The sequence below is a fragment of the Homoserinimonas sp. OAct 916 genome (assembly GCF_003260275.1).
In the GTDB taxonomy this organism is placed as follows: Bacteria; Actinomycetota; Actinomycetes; order Actinomycetales; family Microbacteriaceae; genus OACT-916.
In genome coordinates, this window is record NZ_QJHB01000001.1 from 329080 (window position 1) to 349061 (window position 19982).

Below are 19982 nucleotides of genomic sequence, written 5' to 3' on the forward strand. Positions count from 1 at the left end.
CCCCGCCCCCCACGAGCATTCTGGGGCCGGCGCAGCCGACGACCCCTATGCCTCGAAACTGATCGACGGGGTGCACTACCACCAACACGACATCGTGATCGTGGGTGCGGGTGGTGCTGGCATGCGCGCAGCAATCGAAGCGGGGCCGCACGCTCGCACCGCCGTGATCTCGAAGCTCTACCCGACCAGGTCACACACCGGGGCGGCGCAGGGCGGAATGGCCGCGGCGCTGGCCAACGTGGAAGAAGACAACTGGGAGTGGCACACCTTCGACACCGTCAAGGGAGGCGACTACCTGGTTGACCAGGATGCCGCAGAGATCCTGGCGAAGGAGGCGATCGACGCGGTCATCGACCTGGAAAACATGGGTCTGCCGTTCAACCGCACCCCCGATGGCAAGATCGACCAGCGCCGATTCGGCGGGCACACGCGCGACCACGGCAAGGCGGCGGTTCGCCGCGCCTGCTACGCAGCAGACCGCACCGGCCACATGATCCTGCAGACACTGTTCCAGAACTGCGTCAAGCTCGGCATCAACTTCTTCAACGAGTTCTACGTGCTCGACCTGGTGATGAGCGAGGTCGACGGGGTGCGGAAGCCGTCCGGAGTCGTCGCCTACGAGTTGGCGACCGGCGAACTGCACGTCTTCCAGGCGAAGGCCGTGATCTTCGCGACCGGCGGCTTCGGCAAGATGTTCAAGACCACCTCGAACGCCCACACTCTGACCGGTGACGGCGTAGGCATCATCTGGCGCAAGGGCCTGCCGTTGGAAGACATGGAGTTCTTCCAGTTCCACCCGACCGGCCTCGCGGGCCTCGGCATCCTGCTGACCGAGGGCGCCCGCGGTGAGGGCGCGATTCTGCGCAACGCCTCCGGCGAACGCTTCATGGAACGTTACGCCCCCACCATCAAAGACCTTGCCCCCCGGGACATCGTCTCCCGCTGCATGGTCAAGGAGGTGGCCGAGGGCCGCGGCGCCGGACCACACAAGGACTACGTCTACCTCGACTGCACCCACCTCGGCGCCGAAGTGCTCGAGACCAAGCTGCCCGACATCACCGAGTTCGCCCGCACATACCTGGGTGTCGACCCGGTCACCGAACCGGTGCCGGTGATGCCGACCGCGCATTACGCGATGGGTGGCATCCCGACCAACGTGAACGCCGAAGTGCTCAGCGACAACACGACGGTCGTACCCGGCCTGTACGCGGCAGGCGAGTGCGCCTGCGTCTCGGTGCACGGCTCCAACCGCCTCGGCACCAACTCCCTGCTGGACATCAACGTCTTCGGCAAACGAGCGGGAAAGAACGCGGTCGAGTATGTGAAGACCGCACCGGATGTCCCGCTGCCCGAAGACGCGGCGCACTACGTCCGCGCGATGATCGACGACCTGCGCAACTCGACCGGCACCGAACGCATCGCGGCCATCCGCAAGGAGCTGCAGGAGGAGATGGACAAGAACGCCCAGGTGTTCCGCACCGACGAGTCGTTGGCCGGCGTGTCCGGCACCATCCACCGGCTGCGGGAGCGCTACCGCAACGTCGGCGTTCAGGACAAGGGCCGCAGATTCAACACCGACCTGCTCGAAGCCGTCGAACTGGGATTCCTGCTCGACCTCGCCGAGGTCGTCGTGTTCTCCGCCCGCAACCGCAAGGAAAGCCGCGGCGGCCACCAGCGTGACGATTATCCGAACCGCGACGATGCCACCTACTTGAAGCACACCATGGCGTACCTGTCGGGTGACCCGCATTCCTCGGATGCCGGCGACCACATCCGCCTGGACTGGAAACCGGTGGTCATCACGAATTACCAGCCGATGGAGAGGAAGTACTGATGTCGATCGCACCCGCGGCTCTGCCAGAGGCTGAGGCGCCGATCCTGCCGTTCACCGTCACCCTGATCATTCGGCGGTTTGACCCCGAGGTCGACGAGGAGCCGCACTGGCAGGACTTCGACGTGGAGCTGTACTCCACCGACCGCGTGCTCGACGCGCTGCACAAGATCAAATGGGAGGTCGACGGGTCGCTCACGTTCCGCCGCTCCTGTGCCCACGGGATCTGCGGCTCCGACGCCATGCGCATCAACGGGCGCAACCGATTGGCGTGCAAGACGCTGATCAAAGACCTCGACATCTCCAAGCCGATCTACGTCGAGGCCATCAAGGGCCTGCCGCTGGAGAAGGACCTCGTAGTCGACATGGAGCCGTTCTTCGAGTCATTCCGTGCGGTGCAGCCGTTCCTGATCCCAAAGAGTGCACCGACTCCCGGCCACGAGCACACACAGTCGGTGGCGGAACGCGCGGTCTTCGACGACACCACCAAGTGCATCCTCTGTGCAGCGTGCACCTCGAGCTGCCCGGTGTTCTGGACCGACGGGCAATATTTCGGGCCGGCGGCGATCGTGAACGCCCACCGATTCATCTTCGACTCCCGCGATGACGCCGCTCAGGTGCGTCTCGACATCCTGAACGACCGCGAGGGTGTCTGGCGCTGCCGCACCACCTTCAACTGCACCGATGCCTGCCCGCGCGGCATCAAGGTGACTCAGGCGATCGCCGAGGTCAAGCAGGCGATCATGAACAACTCGGCGAAGAAGTAGCCCTACGCGCACAGGAGCGGTCCGCGCGTTTCGGGTACACGCGGCCCGCTCCTGTCGCCGTCGACGCCTGGGCTCAACACACCGGGTGCGTTGGCTCCGACGTTGACGGGGGATCGCAAAAAACTGTTGCACACAATCCAGTGGCAAGGATCGCGTAATTCTCAGCTGGGGAGCGAGAACCGCATTCAAGGAATTTGATCACTCAGATCACATCCTTACCCACCGATGGGAGGCGACAACTTCGGGTCTTGGCGCCTCTCGCAACATCCATTGCGACACGACCATTGTAAGCTCAGCGCCCGCTAGCTGACAATTGCTCGCCTTGACCCCAGAACGGGGGTGGGCAGAGATGAAGCAGGGGCGAGGTGGCCCCAGCCAACCTCGCCCCCGATACCCCCCAGCCGAAAATTATGCGGCACGCCTCCCGATCTGCGTACCCGACTTCCCGAAAAGTTTGGTGCGCAGAGGCCCGCCGCAAGCCTGTGTCGCTGTGAAGCAACGAACCTCAGGATAGGGGACGAATGAAAGACCCGACCAGTCCCACTTTCGGGTCGCCCCCAGCCGGGGTACAGCCGAGGTACAGCCGAGCGACCCGCAGAAGTGTGGGCAACCCTCGAGATGCACTCTGCCCGACCTTCCGGCCCACGACTGCCCGTTCCCTGCGGGTCAGAGAATTTCACTGCATCCCACGGGTCGTTGGGACGGGGTCGCCGTCGGTACGATCGTTGGATGGCATCCCACGATTCACCACTGTCACGGATGAGCGCCCGCCTGCAACCGCTCATCGCCTGGGCCAAGACCACCCGGATCGCCCGTATGATCGCGCGCTTCAACGAGAGCCGCGGCAACCTTCTCGCCAGCGGGCTGGCGTTCAGCGCAATATTCGCGTCGTTCGCAGGCGTTTTCCTGCTGTTTGCGATCGCCGGGTTTGTCCTTGAGAAGCAGCCTGAGATCCGTGACCAGTTGGTCTCGATGGTGGCTCGGGCGATCCCTGGACTGATCGACACCGGGGAAGGCGGCGCGATCGACCTCGACACCCTGTTCGCCAGTCAGATCCTGGGCTGGGCGGGGTTTATTGCTGCCGGAGTGCTGCTGTGGACGGCGCTCGGCTGGATGAATTCCGTACGACAGGCGATCCGCATCATTTTTGAACTGCCGCCGCTGGTCATGAATTTCTTCCTGCTCAAGGTTCGCGACCTGGGCCTGATCATCGCGCTCGGAGTCGTGGTGTTCCTGTCGGCCACGATCTCGGTCATCGGAACGAAGTTGCTGACAACCGTGTTCGGGTGGATCGGCATCACCAGCGATTCCATACTGCTCAACATCAGCGTGCGCATCGTGGCATTCGCCGTCGCCCTGGTCGTTGACACTGTGACGCTCGGCGCCATGTTTCGTGTTCTGGCCGGCATTGCGATCCCCTGGCGCCTGTTGCTCGGCGGGTCCCTGCTCGGAGGTGTCGCCCTCGGCGTGCTGAAGGTACTGGGAACCCTGGTCATCGGGGGCGCCGGAAACAACCCGCTGCTCGCCGGCTTCGTTGTGATCATCAGCCTGATGCTCTGGTTCGTTCTGGTCTTCCGGGTGATTCTGATGGCCGCGTCGTTCGTCGCCGTCGAGATGGACGACTCAGACGCTCGCGGCACGAGCTCAGGGCGCCCGCCCAAAGTGGTTGCCGAGACCCCCGCCGAGACCGACCACGCCGCGCTCTAGACTTGAAACCATGAGTTCTGCCCCGACACCGACCCGCCTGCGCATCGCCTCGATCAACACGAACGGGGTGCGCGCCGCCTTCCGCAAGGGCATGGGGGCCTGGTTGGAGACCCGAGATGTGGACATCCTCGCCATTCAGGAGGTCCGCGCATCCACCGACGACCTCGAAGGCCTGCTCGGTGACGAATGGAGCATTCTGCACGACGCCGCCACCGCCAAGGGCAGGGCCGGCGTCGCACTTGCGAGCCGAAACGCCGCACACATCCACCGGGTCGCTATCGGCGACGAGGACTTCGACAGCGCCGGCCGCTGGTTGGAGGCGGACTACGAGGTGAACGGACGTCTGGTCACGGTGGTGAGCGCCTATGTGCACTCGGGCGAGGCGGACACCCCCAAACAGGTCGAGAAGTACAAGTTCCTCGACGGAATGACCCGGCGCCTGCCCGAGTTGGCCGCGCACAACCCGCTTTCGGTGGTCGTGGGCGACCTGAACGTTGGACACCGCGAACTCGATATCAAGAACTGGAAGGACAATGTGAAGCGCTCGGGGTTCCTGCCCACCGAGCGGGCCTACTTCGACCGCTTTCTGGGCGAGAAGGATTCGTCGGTCACGGGCGTCGACGGCAGCACCGGCCCCGGTCTCGGCTGGGTTGACGTGGGTCGAGAATTCGCGGGAGAAGTGGACGGGCCGTTCAGCTGGTGGAGTTGGCGGGGACAGGCCTTCGACAACGACACCGGCTGGCGTATCGACTACCACCTGGCGACCCCCGAGTTGGCAGCGACCGTGGCGCACTACGCGATCGACCGGCCGGCAGCCTACGACCAGCGCTGGTCCGACCACGCCCCCGTGGTCGTTGACTACCTGATCTGACCGGGCACCCGCAGCGCCGAGCCCACCACTGATCCGACCCCGCATCCAAGGCTCACGCCCCCGCAACCGAAAGACATGACCCATGACCGACAAACCCCGCCTGTTCTCCGGCATGCAGCCCTCAGCAGACTCCCTGCATCTCGGCAACTACATCGGCGCCCTGCTCAGTTGGAAGAAATTGCAGGAGACCCATGATGCGTACTTCTGCATCGTCGACCTGCACGCGATCACGGTGCCGCAGGACCCGGCCGTGCTCAGGGAGAACACCCGCCGCACCGCGGCCCAGTACATCGCGGCGGGCATCGACCCGTCGGCGTCGACCCTGTACGTGCAGTCACACGTGCCGGCACACGCCCAACTGGCGTGGGTGCTGAACACGGTCACCGGCTTCGGGGAGGCCAGCCGGATGACGCAGTTCAAGGACAAGTCCGCGCGCTTCGGGACCGACTCGACCACACTCGGGCTGTTCGCCTACCCCACACTGATGGCGGCAGACATCCTGCTCTACCAGTCCCGGATCGTGCCGGTCGGAGAAGACCAGCGCCAGCATGTCGAACTCACCCGCGACCTGGCCGAGCGCTTCAACTCGCGCTTCGGGCAGACCTTCGTCGTGCCGGAAGCCGTGATCGCCAAGGAGACCGCGAAGATCTACGACCTGCAGACCCCGAGCGCAAAGATGTCGAAGTCGGCCGACTCCGATTCGGGAATCCCGTGGTTGCTGGACGAACCGAAGAAGACGGCGAAAAAGATCATGCGCGCGGTGACGGATGACGAAGCACGGGTCTTCTTCGACCGCGAGTCGAAGCCCGGCATCTCGAACCTGCTGACGATCTACTCTGTGCTCGCCGACCGGAGTGTGCCCTCGATCGAACAGGAGTACGCCGGACGTGGCTATGGTGATCTGAAGAAGGCCATCGCTGAGGCCGTGGTGGAGACGTTCGGCCCGATCCGTGAACGCACGCTCGAGTTGCTCGATGATCCCGCCGAGCTCGACCGGTTACTGGCGCACAACGCCCAGCGCGCGGCAGAGGTCGCCGACCGCACGCTGGCGACCGCGTATGACAATATCGGCCTGCTGCCCACCGCCCGGTGACCCGGGCTGTGACGACCAAGCAAGGGGCGAACAAGGAGACACCATGCAACCCGTGATCCTGCACACGAAGCGAATGGAGCTCAGCGCTCCGACCGAGGCCGACATCGACCAGATCACTCACATCTGTCAGGACGAGGACATCCTGAAGTGGACCACCGTACCGTCCCCGTATTCTCGAGCAGACGCCGAGTTCTTCGTGACACAGATCGTGCAGCCCGGCTGGGAGTCGAAGGTGGCACTCACCTGGGCGATGCGCCAGGGCGGCGACCTCATCGGCATGATCAGTCTCACCGCCCTCGACGAATCGATGTACGAGCTCGGCTACTGGATGGCCCCCATCGTTCGCGGCCAGGGTCTGATGGTGGAGGCGGTGCAGCGTGTTGCCGATTACGGATTCGCAGCTGACGGCCTGAACCTCGGCCGCATCGAATGGCACGCCTATGTGGGCAATGCAGGGTCGGCCTCCGTCGCCCGCCGCTCGGGCTTCACCTACGAGGGACTGCTGCGCATGGAGGGCCTGCAGCGCGGAAAGCGGCACGACAGCTGGGTTGCCGGCCTGTTGCCGACCGACGACCGCGCCGAGAAACCGGGTTGGCCGGCATGAGGACCCCGCGCGTCGTGCTCTTCGACCTCGACGACACGCTGTTCGCCCATCGCGCGGCGGTCGACCGCGGGATCGCGGACTACTCACGCCGCCTGGGCGCTCCCTACGAACGGATCGAGCCCCAAGCCGCGTCACGCCTCTGGTACGAACTCGAAGAGCGGCACTACCACTCCTATCTGGCCGGCGATCTGGACTTCGAGGGGCAGCGCCGCGCCAGGGCCCGCGACTTCGCGGCCGCAGCCGGGGTGCACCTGAACGATGAGCTGGCCGGGGTCTGGTTCGATGACTACTTCGAGCACTACGTGGCCAGCTGGATGCTGCACGACGACGCCCTTGCGTGTTTCGACGCACTGACCGCCGGCATTCCAGGGGTGCGCTTCGGAATCATCACCAACGGGGACCGCGTCTTCCAGTCCCGCAAGATCGAGCGGGTCGGGTTGACCCACCGCATCGAGCGCGCCGTCTTCTCCGGTGAGTTAGGCATCACGAAACCTGAGGCCGGCATCTTTCACCACACGATCGGCCAGTTCGGTGTTGACACCTCAGACGGTGTGTACATCGGCGACCGTTTGGTCACCGATGCGCTCGGGGCCGCCCGGGCCGGGCTCACCGGCGTCTGGTTGAACCGCTCCGGGCAGCTTCCCGACCCGGCGGATGCGGCCGAGGCGCGCGCCCTGGGCGTGATCGAGATCCACAGCCTCGACGAGCTGCTCCCGCGCCTGCTCTGACCTGCGCGACGACTCGGTTTCGAGATCATCCTTTTTCGCCGGACCCCGCAACCCGATCTCGGTCAATGGCCAACGGATTGCACAGCAATCGTCTCGACCACCAGCACGCGAGATTCCCGCATCCGCACCTGTTGTTCTAGGATGGAGTCAGTAATGTGCTCCGGGGTCGGTGAGAGTCCGAACCGGCGGTGATAGTCCGCGACCCGCACCCACGAACGATCTGGGAAGATCGCACGCGAGTGCGGTTGATGTGGTGAAATTCCACGACCGACGGTTAAAGTCCGGATGGGAGGATGCACACGCTGACGGTTGACGTGTTGAACCGTCGGTGAGGCTGTGAACTGCGCACTGCCATCGCCCGGAGTTCGATAGATTTTCGAACTTGAGGATACGAGATGACGGATGCGACCGGCCGCTGGGACCCAGCGATGCAGCGAGCGATCGAGCTCGCGCGCCTGGGCCCCGCCCGCGACCGCAACCCGCAGGTCGGCTGCGTCATCCTGAATGACGACGACCAGATCATCGCAGAGGGCTGGCATCGAGGTGCCGGCACCGAGCACGCAGAGGTCGCCGCTCTGGACGCCCTTGGTCCTGGTGCCGCACGCGGTGCGACCGCGGTCGTCACCCTCGAACCGTGCAACCACAGCGGCACCACGGGGCCGTGTGCCGAGGCGCTGCTCGCGGCCGGAATCGGACGCGTTGTCTTCGGCACCGCCGATCCAGGAACGCGTTCGTCAGGCGGGGCCCGCACCCTGGTCAAAGCAGGCATCGCCGTTGAGTCTGGGGTGCTCACGGTCGAGACCACGGCATTGATCTCGGACTGGCTGGTCAGCGCCCGCCTCGGCCGCCCCCATGTGACCGTGAAGTGGGCCAGCAGTCTGGACGGTCGCGCGGCAGCCAACGACGGCAGCAGCCAGTGGATCACCGGCCCCGAGGCCAGAGCGCACGTGCACACCCAGCGCGCGCGCGCTGCAGCAATAGTGGTCGGTACCGGCACGGCGCTGGCCGACGACCCCAGCCTCACCGCCCGCGACCCGCACGGCTCCCTGTTGCCGGAGCAACCGATACCGGTCGTCGTCGGCCTGCGCGAACTTGCCACCGGTGCCCGGGTGTTCACGCACCCGCACAAGGTCATCCTCGAACAAAGCCATGACCTCGCCGGCATGCTCGACCGGTTGCGCCAACGTGGCCTCCACCGCGTCTTCGTCGAGGGCGGCCCGCACCTTGCAAGCGCCATGGTCGAGGCGGGCCTGGTCGACGAGTACCTGGTCTACCTGGCGCCAACTCTGCTCGGCGGCGACCGGATGGCGCTCGGCGACATCGGGGTCGACACCCTTCAGCAGCGCAGAAACCTGCGCATCACCCACGTCGAACGGCTCGGCGACGACCTGCTGGTCGTCGCCGTTCCAGGTTCTGTTGGCTCCCCGGCATCCGCAGACGCCGCACCTGCGAGCCCGACCGAGACCCCAGCCCAGCCCCTCCCGGGCCCGAATGAAGGCTTCTGAATGTTCACCGGAATCGTCGAAGAGCTCGGCCGGATCGACCAGATCGAGATAACCGCCGACGCCGCCCGCCTCACCGTACATGGCCCTCTCGCTGTCACCGGTGCCCGGGAGGGCGACTCGATCGCGGTGAACGGCGTCTGCCTGACCGTGGTCACCACCACCGGCCAGGCGTTCACCACGGACGTGATGGCACAGACCCTGAAGATGAGCACGCTGGGTTCGCTGGTTGCCGGTTCGCCCGTGAATCTTGAGCGCGCCGCCCTGGTCGGTGGCCGCCTCGGCGGGCACATCGTGCAGGGCCACGTGGACGGCACCGGCCGCCTGCTCGCCATCACCCCGGGCAGCGCCTGGCGCGTGCTGCGATTCAACCTTCCGGGCGAACTCGCCGGCCTGGTGGTCGATAAGGGGTCGATCGCCGTCGACGGCGTCTCCCTCACTGTGAGCGCGATCAGCGCGCCCGATGAGAAGGATGCCTGGTTCGAGGTCTCCCTCATCCCGGAAACCCTGCGCGCCACGACGCTCAGGCTCAAAGCCGTCGGCGACACAGTAAATCTTGAAACTGACATTCTTGCCCGACACGTCGAGCGCCTGCTCGCAGTTAGGAGTGCATCATGACTCTCGCCACCATCCCAGAAGTACTGGCCGCGCTGCGCGCCGGCACCCCCGTGATCGTCGCCGACGATGAGGGTCGCGAGAACGAGGGCGACGCCATCATGGCGGCCGAGCACGCGACCAAGGAGTGGGTGGCGTGGATGGTGCGGCACACCTCCGGCTACCTCTGCGCGCCCATGCCCAATCATCTCGCCGACAGGCTCGAGCTCCCCTTGATGACCACGCTCAACCAGGACACCCGCGGCACCGCCTACACCGTGTCGGTCGACGCGGCCAACCGGGTCTCAACGGGCATCAGCGCCTCCGACAGGGCAGAGACGTTGCGCACCCTCGCCGACCCGACCTCGACGCCTACCGCGTTGATCCGCCCCGGGCACATCCTCCCGCTGCGCGCGGTCGACGGCGGGGTGCGAGTTCGTGGGGGCCACACCGAGGCGACGGTCGAACTCATGAAACTTGCCGGCCTCCACCCGGTCGGGGTCATCGGCGAACTCGTCGAAGATTCTGGCGACATGATGCGGATGCCCTCGCTGCTGAGGCTCGGTGCCGAATACTCACTGCCGGTCACCACGGTGCAGGCGATCATCGACTGGCTGGACTCGCATTCGGAACCGCCGGCCCCCCTCGGATCGGATTCCGAGGCACGGGTGCGCTTCGAGGTGGAGACTCTCGTTCCGACGGTGCACGGCTCCTTCCGCATGCGCGCGTACCGCGACCAGATGACCGGCGCCGACCACGTGGCCATCATCTCCGGCAACCCGGGCCAGAACGCCTTCGTGCGGGTGCACTCGGAGTGCCTGACCGGAGAGGCGTTCGGCTCGCTGAAGTGCGAGTGCGGGCCCCAACTGCAGGAGGCGTTGAATATCATCCACGACCGCGACGGGGTCGTGGTCTACCTGCGCGGCCACGAGGGTCGCGCGATCGGCCTGGTGAACAAGTTGCGCGCCTATGAGTTGCAGGAGGAAGGTCTCGACACTGTGGATGCGAACGTCGCCCTCGGCCTGCCGATCGACTCTCGCGACTACGGTGCAGCGGTCGCGATCCTGAAGGATCTCGGTCTGGAGAAGGTGAAGTTGCTGACCAACAATCCGGAAAAATCCGACGCATTGACCGAGCGCGGCATCGAGGTCTCAGAACGCATCCCCCTGATCGTCGGCATCGGTGACAACAACCGGTCCTATTTGAAAACCAAGCGCGACCGAATGGGCCACGCCCTCTCGCTCGCCCACGACAGCACAGGAGACCCCCTATGAGCCACGAAGGAACCCCCACGATCGCAGTCGACGGCACCGGGCTTCAGGTGGTGATCGTCGCCGGGCGGTGGCACGAGAAGATCTCGGACGGGCTGATCGGCGGGGCAACCCGTGTGCTCGAGCAATCCGGCGCCCGCTTCTCTCTGGTGCGAGTGCCGGGCAGTTTCGAACTGCCCGTCGCGTGCAAGGTCGCGTTGGAGTCGGGGGCGGATGCAGTGGTCGCGTTGGGCGTCATCATCCGCGGCGGCACACCCCACTTCGAGTACGTGTCCGCGGCCGCGACTGACGGCCTGACCCGAGTCGCGCTCGACACCGGCAAGCCGGTTGGTTTCGGCGTGCTCACCCTCGATGACGAGCAGCAGGGCCTCGACCGCGCCGGGCTGGTCGGCTCCATCGAGGACAAGGGTGCCGAAGCGGCGACCGCCGCGTTGGAGATGGCGCGCGTGCTGGCCGGGTTGCGCGGATCGTCTCGACTGGGCTGAGTCAGGCACCAGCAGGTAGGCTTGTGCCATGACCAATATCGGCCGCGTGCTTGTCTCGATCTTCACCGTCGGTGCCGCGGCCCTCCTGGTGGCATTCGTCTTGAAGGTTCTCGCCGTCTTCTGACTCTCGGCACACCAGTTTCTGGACAGGGCGCGCTGCCAATCATGGTCGGCCCCCCTCCACCCACCGGGTGCCGGGCAGAATCGGTCGAGGAGCAGAATCAGTCGAGGAACAGGGTCGTCAGGCGCTTGGTGGTGAACACCATGCCGATGACGATCATCACCAGGTAGTAGAGCACGTGCCACGCCGTCCCGGCATCCACGGTGCCGGTGGTCAGCCCGCGGATGAGCTCCACCCCGTGCCACAGCGGCAAAGCCATCACGACCAGCTGGATCGGCTCCGGGTACACGGTGATCGGATAGAACGTGGCCGAGAACAGGAACATCGGCAGCAGCACGAAGTTGATCCAGTCCATCTGCTGGAAGGTGGTCATGTAGCTGGTGACGGCCATGCCGAAACTCGCGAAGGCGAAGGCGATCAACACCACTGCCGGCAGCGCCAGCAGCGCCCACCAGGACAGGTTCAAGCCCAGGAACTGCATCACCACCATGAAACCGACCCCATACAGTGCGCCGCGCAGGAGCGCCAGCGAAATCTCACCGAGCGCGACGTCGAGCGGGCCGAGCGAAGTCGACAGCATGCCCTCGTACAGCTTCGAGAACTGCATCTTGAAGAACACATTCCAGGTGCTGTCGTAGATGGCGCCGTTCATGGCGGCGACCGCGAGCAGGGCCGGCGCGATGAATGCCGCGTAACTGACCTCGTCGCCGTTCGTGGTGGTGACGGTGCCGACCAGGGCGCCGAGGCCGAGCCCCATCGACAACAGGTAGAAGATCGGCTCGAAGAAACCGGAGACGACCACCAGCCAGTTGGTGCTGCGGGTGGCGAGCACACCGCGGGCCATCACCGAGTTGGCGTTGCGGGCGTAGATCGACCCGAGCAGCCGGTTTCTGCGCGCAGACGCCCGGCCCGCGGCCAGCGTCTCGGTCATTTGTTCAGCCTCCGCTTCGCGAAGCGGACGGCGAGCCACCAGCCGACCGCCAACAGACATGCCGGATAGGCCACGTGCACGACCGACAGCCACAGCGGCTCGACGGCGCCGTAGCTCAGCACCCGGGAGAGTTCGACCCCGTGCCACAGCGGCGACAGCCAACCGATCCACTGCAGGAAGATGGGCAGCTGGCTGAGCGGGAAGAAGGTGCCGGAGAACAGCGTCATCGGCAGGATGACGAAGCGCATCAGCATCGCGAGCTGGCCGGTGTCTTCGGTCAGGGTTGCTGTGTAGGCCATCAGCAGGGCGCCGAAGCCGAGGCCGACCAGCAGGGCAACCGGGATCATCAGAACACCCGCCGGCCGGACGACCGCGCCGAACAGCAGCATGAAGACGTAGTAGAGACCACAGGTGGCGAACATGCGGGCGGCCACCGAGATGACCACACCGTTGATGATCTGGGCCGGCGAGATCGGGGCGGCGTTCATGCCGTAGAAAGTCGGGTTCCACTTGAAACCGAGCATGATCGGGTAGGTGAACTCCTCCGATGCCACCGTGATAGCCGCCATGCCCAGCAGCGCCGGCGCGACGAACTGCAGGTAGCCGACCCCGTTCACGGCGTCGGGCCCAAGGTTCTGGTCGACCAGGGTGGCGAGCCCCACCCCGAGGGCATAGAGGTAGATCAACGGATTGCCGATTCCGGTGACCGTGATCGTCTGCGCGTACGAGCGCATCACCCGAAACCGGTGCTCGGCCACATACCACGAGCCGAACCGTCGCACCCGGCTGGCCCGGGCGGTGGGTGTCCCGGCGCTCATGCGGTGCTCTCGCGTGGCGAGAGACAGCCTTCCGGCTGGAGGAAAATCGCGCGCCCACATCTTTCGGCCGCTTGACCATCGCTCAGGGCGCGGGAGAGGCTGCGGAACGCGGTGCTCATTCGACGAGGCTCCGACCTGTGAGGCGAAGAAATACGTCTTCCAGGCTGGAGCGGCGCACCAGGCTGGTGATCGGGGTGAGCCCGGTGGACGGGATGCGGGAGAGTTCGGCCTCGCCGTCGGAGCTGTAGACCAGCACGCGATCGGGCAGCACCTCGATGCGATCACCGAATCCGACGAGCCGCTCCCCCGCATCCGCGTTGTGGCCAGAACCGAACCGCATCTCCAACACCTCACGGGACGAATACGAGGCGATCAGGGAGGCCGGGGTGCCTTCGGCCATGATCCGGCCCTTGTCCACGACGACGAGACGGTCGCAGAGTTGCTCGGCCTCGTCCATGTAGTGCGTGGTCAGCACAAGCGTGGTGCCCTGCTCCTTGAGCCGGAACAGCCGGTCCCAGAGGATGTGCCGCGCCTGCGGGTCGAGGCCGGTGGTCGGTTCATCCAGAAGCAGGATGCGTGGTTCGTTGATCAGGGCGCGAGCGATTGTCAGGCGGCGCTTCATGCCGCCGGACAGGTCGTCGACCTTTGCCTTCGCGCGTTCGGTGAGCTGGGCGAATTCGAGCAACTCATCGGCACGGGAGGCGATCTGCCGGCGGGGCAGGCCGAAATAGCGCCCGTAGACCAGCAGGTTCTCGCGCACGCGAAGTTCGGTGTCGAGGTTGTCGGCCTGCGGCACGACACCCAGTCGGGAGCGGATCTCCGGGCCGTATTCGTCGGGATCGAGACCGAGAACACTGAGGGCTCCGCTGGTTCTGGTCGACACGGCGCCGACCATGCGCATGACGGTCGACTTCCCGGCCCCGTTCGGGCCGAGGAACCCGAAGGACTCTCCGGGCGCGATCTCGAAGGAAACGTTGTCGACGGCCGCGAAATCTTTGTACTTCTTGACGAGGTTCACTGCGGTGATGACGGGCTCTGGCACAAGATCCAACTCTAGTCGAGGTGCCGTGCAGCCTCCTGCGGCTGACGCGTGGCAGACCGGAACATGTGATGGTGGAACGTCAGCGTTCTCCAAGCAGTGCCCGTGACAGACTTGTCTCTGGCAATTGGAGCAACAGATGACTGAAACCCCCACCCGGCGCCGACTCGGCCGTGGCCCACGCACGCCCGACACGGGTCCGCGTGCCACGTTCAAGCAGCTGATGCCGTATCTCTTGGAGCACAAGAAGGTGCTCTCGGTCGTGATCGTTCTGAGCATCCTCGGCGCGGCGGCCAGCCTGGCCCAACCCCTCCTGGTCAGCCAGGTGATCACTGTGGTCGGTGAGGGCGACCCGCTCGGCGGCCTCGTGTGGGTGCTTGTCGCGCTCGTGATCATCGCCGCCCTGATCTCGGGTTTTCAGCATTACCTGTTGCAGCGCACCGGGGAGGGCGTGGTGCTCTCGAGCCGGCGCCGACTGGTGGGCCGCATCCTGCGGCTGCCGATCAGCGAGTTCGACGCCCGACGCACCGGTGACCTGGTCTCTCGTGTGGGCAGTGACACCACCCTGCTGCGGGCCGTTCTCACGCAGGGCCTGGTCGACGCCATCGGCGGGGCGCTCACCTTCGTCGGGGCGATCATTGCGATGCTCGTGATCGACCCGGTGCTGTTCGCCCTCACCGCACTGGTGATCGCGATTTCGATCGTCGTGGTGGTCACGCTGTCGTCACGCATCCGGGTGGCCAGCCGAAAGACGCAGGAGAAGGTCGGTGACCTGACCGCCGCGGTGGAACGGGCGATCAGCGCTGTGCGCACGGTTCGGGCCTCCAATGCGACCGATCGCGAGATCGCCAGTGTCGATGTCGAGGCAAAGGGTGCCTGGCAGAAAGGCATCGAGGTCGCCAAGATCTCGGCGCTGGTGGTTCCGGTCGCCGGTATCGCGATGCAGGTGTCGTTCCTCGTGGTGCTCGGCGTCGGGGGCTTCCGGGTGGCCAGCGGCAGCATCACGGTCGCATCGCTGGTCGCGTTCATCCTCTTCCTGTTCCTGATGATCATGCCGCTCGGCACCGCGTTCGGGGCCGTGACCTCGGTGAACGCCGCCCTCGGGGCGCTCGGACGGATCGAGGAGATCATCGCCCTACCTGCCGAAGGGGATGGCGACCGTGAGATCATGCCTCTCGCGATGACGGTCGGTCCGGCGAACGCCTCGGTGCTGCCCGATGCCCCGGCGATCCGGTTCGCCGACGTGCACTTCCACTACCCCGATGCGCCGGCACCCGTTGCACCGGATCTTCGTGCGCCAAATGCCGAGGCGGATGCGGCGGCCGTCCCTGCGGCACACGAGCGTGGGGTGCTGCACGGGGTCAGTTTCGAAGCCCCTCGGGGCAAACGCACCGCATTGGTCGGCCCCTCGGGTGCCGGCAAGAGCACCATCCTCGCCCTGATCGAGCGATTCTATGACCCGAGCGCGGGAACCGTGGAGCTCGGCGGTCTCGACATCCGCTCTCTGGACCGGGAAGCCCTGCGCGCCCAGATCGGCTATGTGGAACAGGATGCCCCTGTGCTGGCCGGCTCACTGCGCGACAACCTCCTGCTGTCGGCGCCGAACGCCAGCGATGAGGCCTGCATCAAGGTGCTCCACGAGGTGAACCTGACCGAGGTGCTCGAGCGCAACCCGCTCGGTCTGGGGGCGCCCGTTGGCGAAGAGGGCATCATGCTCTCCGGCGGCGAGCGCCAACGATTGGCGATCGCCAGGGCCCTGCTCGCGGCCCCACCGATCCTGTTGCTGGACGAGTCGACCGCGAGTCTCGACGGATTGAACGAGCAGAGGCTGCGTCTGGCAATCGACGCGGTCGCCGAGAATCGCACGCTGATCGTGATCGCACATCGGTTGTCGACGGTGGTCGACTCCGACCAGATCGTGGTGCTCGAGCACGGTCGAGTGGTCGGGGTGGGAACCCATTCGGAGTTGGTGGTCTCGACGCCGTTGTACCGTGAATTGGCCAAGCACCAATTGCTGGTGTGAAGCATCTGGTGCCGTGGGCTCCGCACAATGATCACCGAGCACGCGCTGCTTCAGGTTATCCCGGGGCACGAGGACGAGGGTGTGTGCTGAGCTCAAGCCGGCTCCCTGTCACAAGGTTATTTCCGGCGGCACACTGGGAGCATGATCGGTCGCCTGCATCACGTCGTGCTCGACACGGCGGACCCAGCCGGGCTTGCACGGTTCTACTCCGCGCTGCTCGGGCTGCCCATCACGTACACCTCTGATGACTGGGTCGTGGTCGCGGCCGACGACACGTCCTCGGGTCTGGCGTTCCAACGCGCGCCCGGTCACCGTCCACCGCTGTGGCCGGATCCGTCGAGTTCTCAGCAGTTTCACCTCGACATCATGGTCGACGACGTGGCTCAAGCAGGTAGCCGGGTAGAGGCGCTCGGGGCGAGGCGGCTCGACGACGGAGAGAATGTCTTCGCCGACCCGTCCGGCCATCCGTTCTGCCTTGTCGCTCGGCCGGGCTGGGCCGCCTCGATCACCGGCCGTTGACTCCACCGGCCGTGCGGCGCTTCGAGCGGTCTCACGCCCGGCGATAGCGCAGTGTCACCAGTTGGAATGGTCTCAGCTCCAGGTCAACACGCCGGCCGTCCGCGCCTATCACAGCCCGGGGCTCACCGGCGACCCGCTCCAGCAGGTCGGTCTCAACCGTTTCGTGCGCGTCGAAGGTGCGCACGATCTGCGCCCGTGCCCGCGTTCCGTGCGCTTCGTACAACCGCACGATCACATCCCCCGAGCGGTCCTCGGCGAGCTTCACCGCCTCGATAACGACGGCGGGATCATCAACCGTGAACAGCGGTTCCACTGTGGAGTTCGCAACCGCCAAGAAGCGCCTGAGCGGCAGGTTCATGCGATATCCCTCGGCCACAGCGTCCGCGATGCTCGCGCCTGGCAGTACCGAGACTCGCAGCCGGTGTTCGCCCTGATCTGATTCGGGGTCGGGGTAGATCGGCGCCCGCAACAGCGACAACCGAACCTGGGTGGACGTGTGACCTGTGGTATCCCGAATCCGGCTGATGTCGTGCCCGTAGGTGCTGTCGTTCGCGACCGCCGCCCCGAACCCCGGCTCCCCCACGTGAACCCAGCGGTGGGCGACCGTCTCGAACCGGGCGACATCCCAACTCGTATTCGTGTGAATGGGCCGGTACAGGTGCCCGAACTGGATCTCGGAAGCTGCCCGGTCCGCTGCCAGGTCGAAGGGGAACGCCAGTTTGAGCAGTTTTTGCCGCTCGTGCCAGTCGACCACGAACGAAAGCTGAACCGAACGAGCGCCGCCCGCGAGGGTGATCTCCTCCGTCACCGTCGAATCACCGAACCTGCGGCGCACCCGCACCCCCACGAGGTCTGGTTCGTCGGCGAATTCCGCCACCCACTCCGCCTGGCCCACGTCCACCGGCCGCTGGCCGTAATCAGCGTCGAGATCCCAGGCGTCCCACTGGTTGGGCACGTCGTGGAACAGTTGCAGCTGGTTGCCCCGCGCGGCCTGCGGCACCAGTTCGCGACCGGTGGCCAGGTGCACGAGGGAGACGAACTCGCCGTTCTGATCAATCACTACCCGCAGATGCTCGTTGGCCATTTCGATGCCGGCGTCGGTATGTGCGATGGATGCGGCGCCCGAGTGACCGGTGGTGCCACCGCCGAGACCCGGCACCCCGTCCTGCTCATAGGGGCCCGCGTTGAGGTGTACGGTCTCGTCACCGGTTCCGCAGATCTCGTGTGCCGCTGAGGTGATCAGCGCATTGAGCGTCTCGGCGACAGCTGCATAGTTGTGCTCTGCCTCGCGGTGCACCCACGCGATCGAAGTGCCCGGCAAGATATCGTGGAACTGCTGCAGCAGCACCGTTTGCCACACCTGTGCCAGCCGGTCGTACGGGTATGCGGAACCCTTCCGCACCGCAGCGGTGGCCGCCCACAGTTCGGCTTCGCGCAGAAGGTGTTCACTTTGACGATTGCCGCGCTTGGTGCGCGCCTGCGAAGTGAAACTGCCGCGGTGGAACTCCAGGTACAGCTCGCCCGACCAGACCGGTGGGTCACCGTACTCGGCCTCCGCCTGCTCGAAGAACTGCCGGGGACTCGACAGCCGCACCACAGGCGAACCCTCCAGGTCGGCGAAGCGCCTGGCCGCCGCGATCATCTCCCGGGTCGGGCCGCCGCCGCCGTCGCCCCAGCCGAATGGAACCAGAGACGTGTTCGCCGCACCCTTCTCGGCGAAATTGCGTTCGGCCCGCGCCAGTTCAACTGCGGACAGTTCGGAGTTGTAGGTGTCGACCGGCGGGAAGTGGGTGAAGATTCGTGTGCCGTCGATACCCTCCCAACAGAAGGTGTGGTGCGGCATCAGGTTGGTGTCGTTCCAGGAAGATTTCTGGGTGAGGAACCAGCGCGAGCCCGCCTGCGCCACGATCTGCGGCAGAGCCGCCGAGTAGCCGAACGAGTCGGGCAGCCACACCTCCAGCGGTTCGAGGCCGAACTCGCGCAGAAAGAATTGTTTGCCGGCCACGAATTGGCGTGCCAACGCGTCGCCGCCGGGCATGTTCGTGTCGGATTCCACCCACATGCCGCCCACCGGCACGATCTGGCCGGCGGTGATCGCCGCGGCAACACGGGCAAACAGGTCAGGGTAATGCTGCTTGAGCCATGCGTACTGTTGGGCGCTGGAAGCGGCGTAGACGAAGTCGGGGTTGCCCTCGGATAATTCGAGCACATTGGCGAAGGTGCGTGCCACCTTTCGCACGGTCTCGCGCACCGGCCACAGCCACGCCGAGTCGATATGGGCGTGGCCGACCGCGTGGATCTGATGCGCGCTGGCGGCGGCGGGGCGGGCAAGCACGTCGGCAAGTGCATCCCGCGCATCGCTGGCTGTACTGGCGAGGTCGCTCGGGTCGGTCGCGTCGACCGCCCGCTCCAGTGCCCGCAGGATCTGCGCCTTTCGGGACGAACCTGCCGGCAGTTCGGCAAACAGGCCACGGAGCACGGCGACATCCTGCGCCAGGTTCCAGACCGTGTCGTCCAGCAGGGCCAGATCCATTCGCATCAGGGTGTAGATGGGCTCCGTACCGGCCGTGGCCGGGTCACCCTGGGTGGTGGGCACGAACGTGAACCCGGCAGTGACGTCGGGGTTCGACGCCGCTTCGATGAACAGGTCGACCGGTGAGCCCTGGCTGACCGGCACCGCCTGATTGCGCGGTTCGACAGCTTTCACGATGGTGCCGTCAGGGAGATAGGCCAGACCCTCGGCCTGAAAGCCGGGAGTCGCCGGGGTGAACCCGAGATCGATGACCACTTCGGTGCGACATTCGGCGACTGACTGCCACCAGGCAGGCACGTGGCCGGTGACGTGAAACCACGTTGTTCCCCATGGTTTGCCCCATGGGCGGCCCACCTCGAACGGTTCGAACCGCTGGGTGACCGCCTCGGAGAACGGCACCGGTTCCCCGGGCGCCTCCCAGCGGGTGATCACAAGCGGCATCCGTTCCCGGTGAATCGCCGGGATCAACCGTTCCCTCACAAACCGGTCGATTGTGAGCAGAACAAGCGCACTGTCGTCATGCATGGGCCGACCCTTCGCGGTGG

At 65.7% G+C, this 19982-nt stretch carries 17 protein-coding genes and 1 riboswitch; of the genes, 13 read left to right on the forward strand and 4 right to left on the reverse strand.

The window, feature by feature from the left end; translation table 11 throughout:
• Window positions 1-58: 58 nt before the first annotated feature.
• The 11 genes from sdhA to ribH all read left to right on the forward strand — a co-directional run bounded on the left by sdhA (window position 59) and on the right by ribH (window position 11453).
• The gene (gene sdhA / locus DL891_RS01375) at window positions 59-1834 is read left to right on the forward strand and encodes a succinate dehydrogenase flavoprotein subunit (RefSeq protein ID WP_111718811.1); all 1776 of its coding nucleotides are present in this window, start codon (window positions 59-61) and stop codon (window positions 1832-1834) included.
• A complete protein-coding gene (locus DL891_RS01380) occupies window positions 1834-2598 on the forward strand; it encodes a succinate dehydrogenase iron-sulfur subunit (protein ID WP_111718610.1) in 765 nt (254 codons plus the stop codon). Before sdhA ends, DL891_RS01380 begins: the two co-directional genes overlap by 1 nt.
• 729 nt (window positions 2599-3327) lie before the next feature.
• Window positions 3328-4305, forward strand: a complete 978-nt coding sequence (locus DL891_RS01385) for a YihY/virulence factor BrkB family protein (RefSeq protein ID WP_157962348.1) — start codon at window positions 3328-3330, stop codon at window positions 4303-4305.
• 10 nt (window positions 4306-4315) lie between these two features.
• Window positions 4316-5176 carry an exodeoxyribonuclease III gene (locus DL891_RS01390; RefSeq protein WP_111718612.1) on the forward strand — a complete coding sequence of 287 codons (861 nt, stop codon included), beginning with the start codon at window positions 4316-4318 and terminating at the stop codon, window positions 5174-5176.
• Window positions 5177-5258: 82 nt separating this feature from the next.
• Window positions 5259-6269, forward strand: coding sequence for a tryptophan--tRNA ligase (trpS, locus tag DL891_RS01395; RefSeq protein ID WP_111718613.1), 1011 nt, complete (start codon window positions 5259-5261; stop codon window positions 6267-6269).
• A gap of 43 nt (window positions 6270-6312) precedes the next feature.
• Window positions 6313-6873, forward strand: coding sequence for a GNAT family N-acetyltransferase (locus DL891_RS01400; RefSeq protein ID WP_111718614.1), 561 nt, complete (start codon window positions 6313-6315; stop codon window positions 6871-6873).
• Window positions 6870-7601 (forward strand): HAD family hydrolase, encoded by a 732-nt coding sequence (locus DL891_RS01405; RefSeq protein WP_111718615.1) that lies wholly within the window; start codon window positions 6870-6872, stop codon window positions 7599-7601. Before DL891_RS01400 ends, DL891_RS01405 begins: the two co-directional genes overlap by 4 nt.
• 151 nt (window positions 7602-7752) lie before the next feature.
• Window positions 7753-7902: riboswitch (FMN riboswitch) on the forward strand.
• A 94-nt stretch (window positions 7903-7996) separates the two neighbouring features.
• Complete coding sequence (gene ribD, locus DL891_RS01410; RefSeq protein ID WP_232818948.1) at window positions 7997-9106, forward strand: bifunctional diaminohydroxyphosphoribosylaminopyrimidine deaminase/5-amino-6-(5-phosphoribosylamino)uracil reductase RibD; 1110 nt, start codon at window positions 7997-7999, stop codon at window positions 9104-9106.
• Window positions 9107-9721 carry a riboflavin synthase gene (locus DL891_RS01415; RefSeq protein WP_111718616.1) on the forward strand — a complete coding sequence of 205 codons (615 nt, stop codon included), beginning with the start codon at window positions 9107-9109 and terminating at the stop codon, window positions 9719-9721.
• Complete coding sequence (ribA, locus tag DL891_RS01420; RefSeq protein WP_111718617.1) at window positions 9718-10971, forward strand: GTP cyclohydrolase II; 1254 nt, start codon at window positions 9718-9720, stop codon at window positions 10969-10971. Before DL891_RS01415 ends, ribA begins: the two co-directional genes overlap by 4 nt.
• Entirely contained in the window at window positions 10968-11453 is a 486-nt protein-coding gene (gene ribH, locus DL891_RS01425; protein WP_111718618.1) for a 6,7-dimethyl-8-ribityllumazine synthase, read from the forward strand. The genes ribA and ribH overlap by 4 nt, the downstream gene beginning before the upstream one ends.
• A gap of 221 nt (window positions 11454-11674) precedes the next feature.
• Here the strand turns inward: ribH and DL891_RS01430 are convergent, their stop codons facing one another.
• The 3 genes from DL891_RS01430 to DL891_RS01440 form a co-directional block, all read right to left on the reverse strand.
• Window positions 11675-12505, reverse strand: coding sequence for an ABC transporter permease (locus tag DL891_RS01430; protein ID WP_111718619.1), 831 nt, complete (start codon window positions 12503-12505; stop codon window positions 11675-11677).
• Entirely contained in the window at window positions 12502-13323 is an 822-nt protein-coding gene (locus DL891_RS01435; RefSeq protein ID WP_198668719.1) for an ABC transporter permease, read from the reverse strand. The genes DL891_RS01430 and DL891_RS01435 overlap by 4 nt, the downstream gene beginning before the upstream one ends.
• 115 nt (window positions 13324-13438) lie before the next feature.
• Window positions 13439-14365, reverse strand: a complete 927-nt coding sequence (locus DL891_RS01440; RefSeq protein WP_111718621.1) for an ABC transporter ATP-binding protein — start codon at window positions 14363-14365, stop codon at window positions 13439-13441.
• A gap of 136 nt (window positions 14366-14501) precedes the next feature.
• Between DL891_RS01440 and DL891_RS01445 the strand changes: the two genes are divergently transcribed.
• Both DL891_RS01445 and DL891_RS01450 read left to right on the forward strand, forming a co-directional pair.
• A complete protein-coding gene (locus DL891_RS01445; RefSeq protein WP_111718622.1) occupies window positions 14502-16385 on the forward strand; it encodes an ABC transporter ATP-binding protein in 1884 nt (627 codons plus the stop codon).
• Window positions 16386-16526: 141 nt separating this feature from the next.
• Window positions 16527-16904 carry a VOC family protein gene (locus tag DL891_RS01450; protein WP_111718623.1) on the forward strand — a complete coding sequence of 126 codons (378 nt, stop codon included), beginning with the start codon at window positions 16527-16529 and terminating at the stop codon, window positions 16902-16904.
• A 31-nt stretch (window positions 16905-16935) separates the two neighbouring features.
• Here the strand turns inward: DL891_RS01450 and DL891_RS01455 are convergent, their stop codons facing one another.
• Window positions 16936-19962, reverse strand: coding sequence for a glycoside hydrolase family 38 C-terminal domain-containing protein (locus tag DL891_RS01455; protein ID WP_111718624.1), 3027 nt, complete (start codon window positions 19960-19962; stop codon window positions 16936-16938).
• Between the last annotated feature and the right edge of the window lie 20 nt (window positions 19963-19982).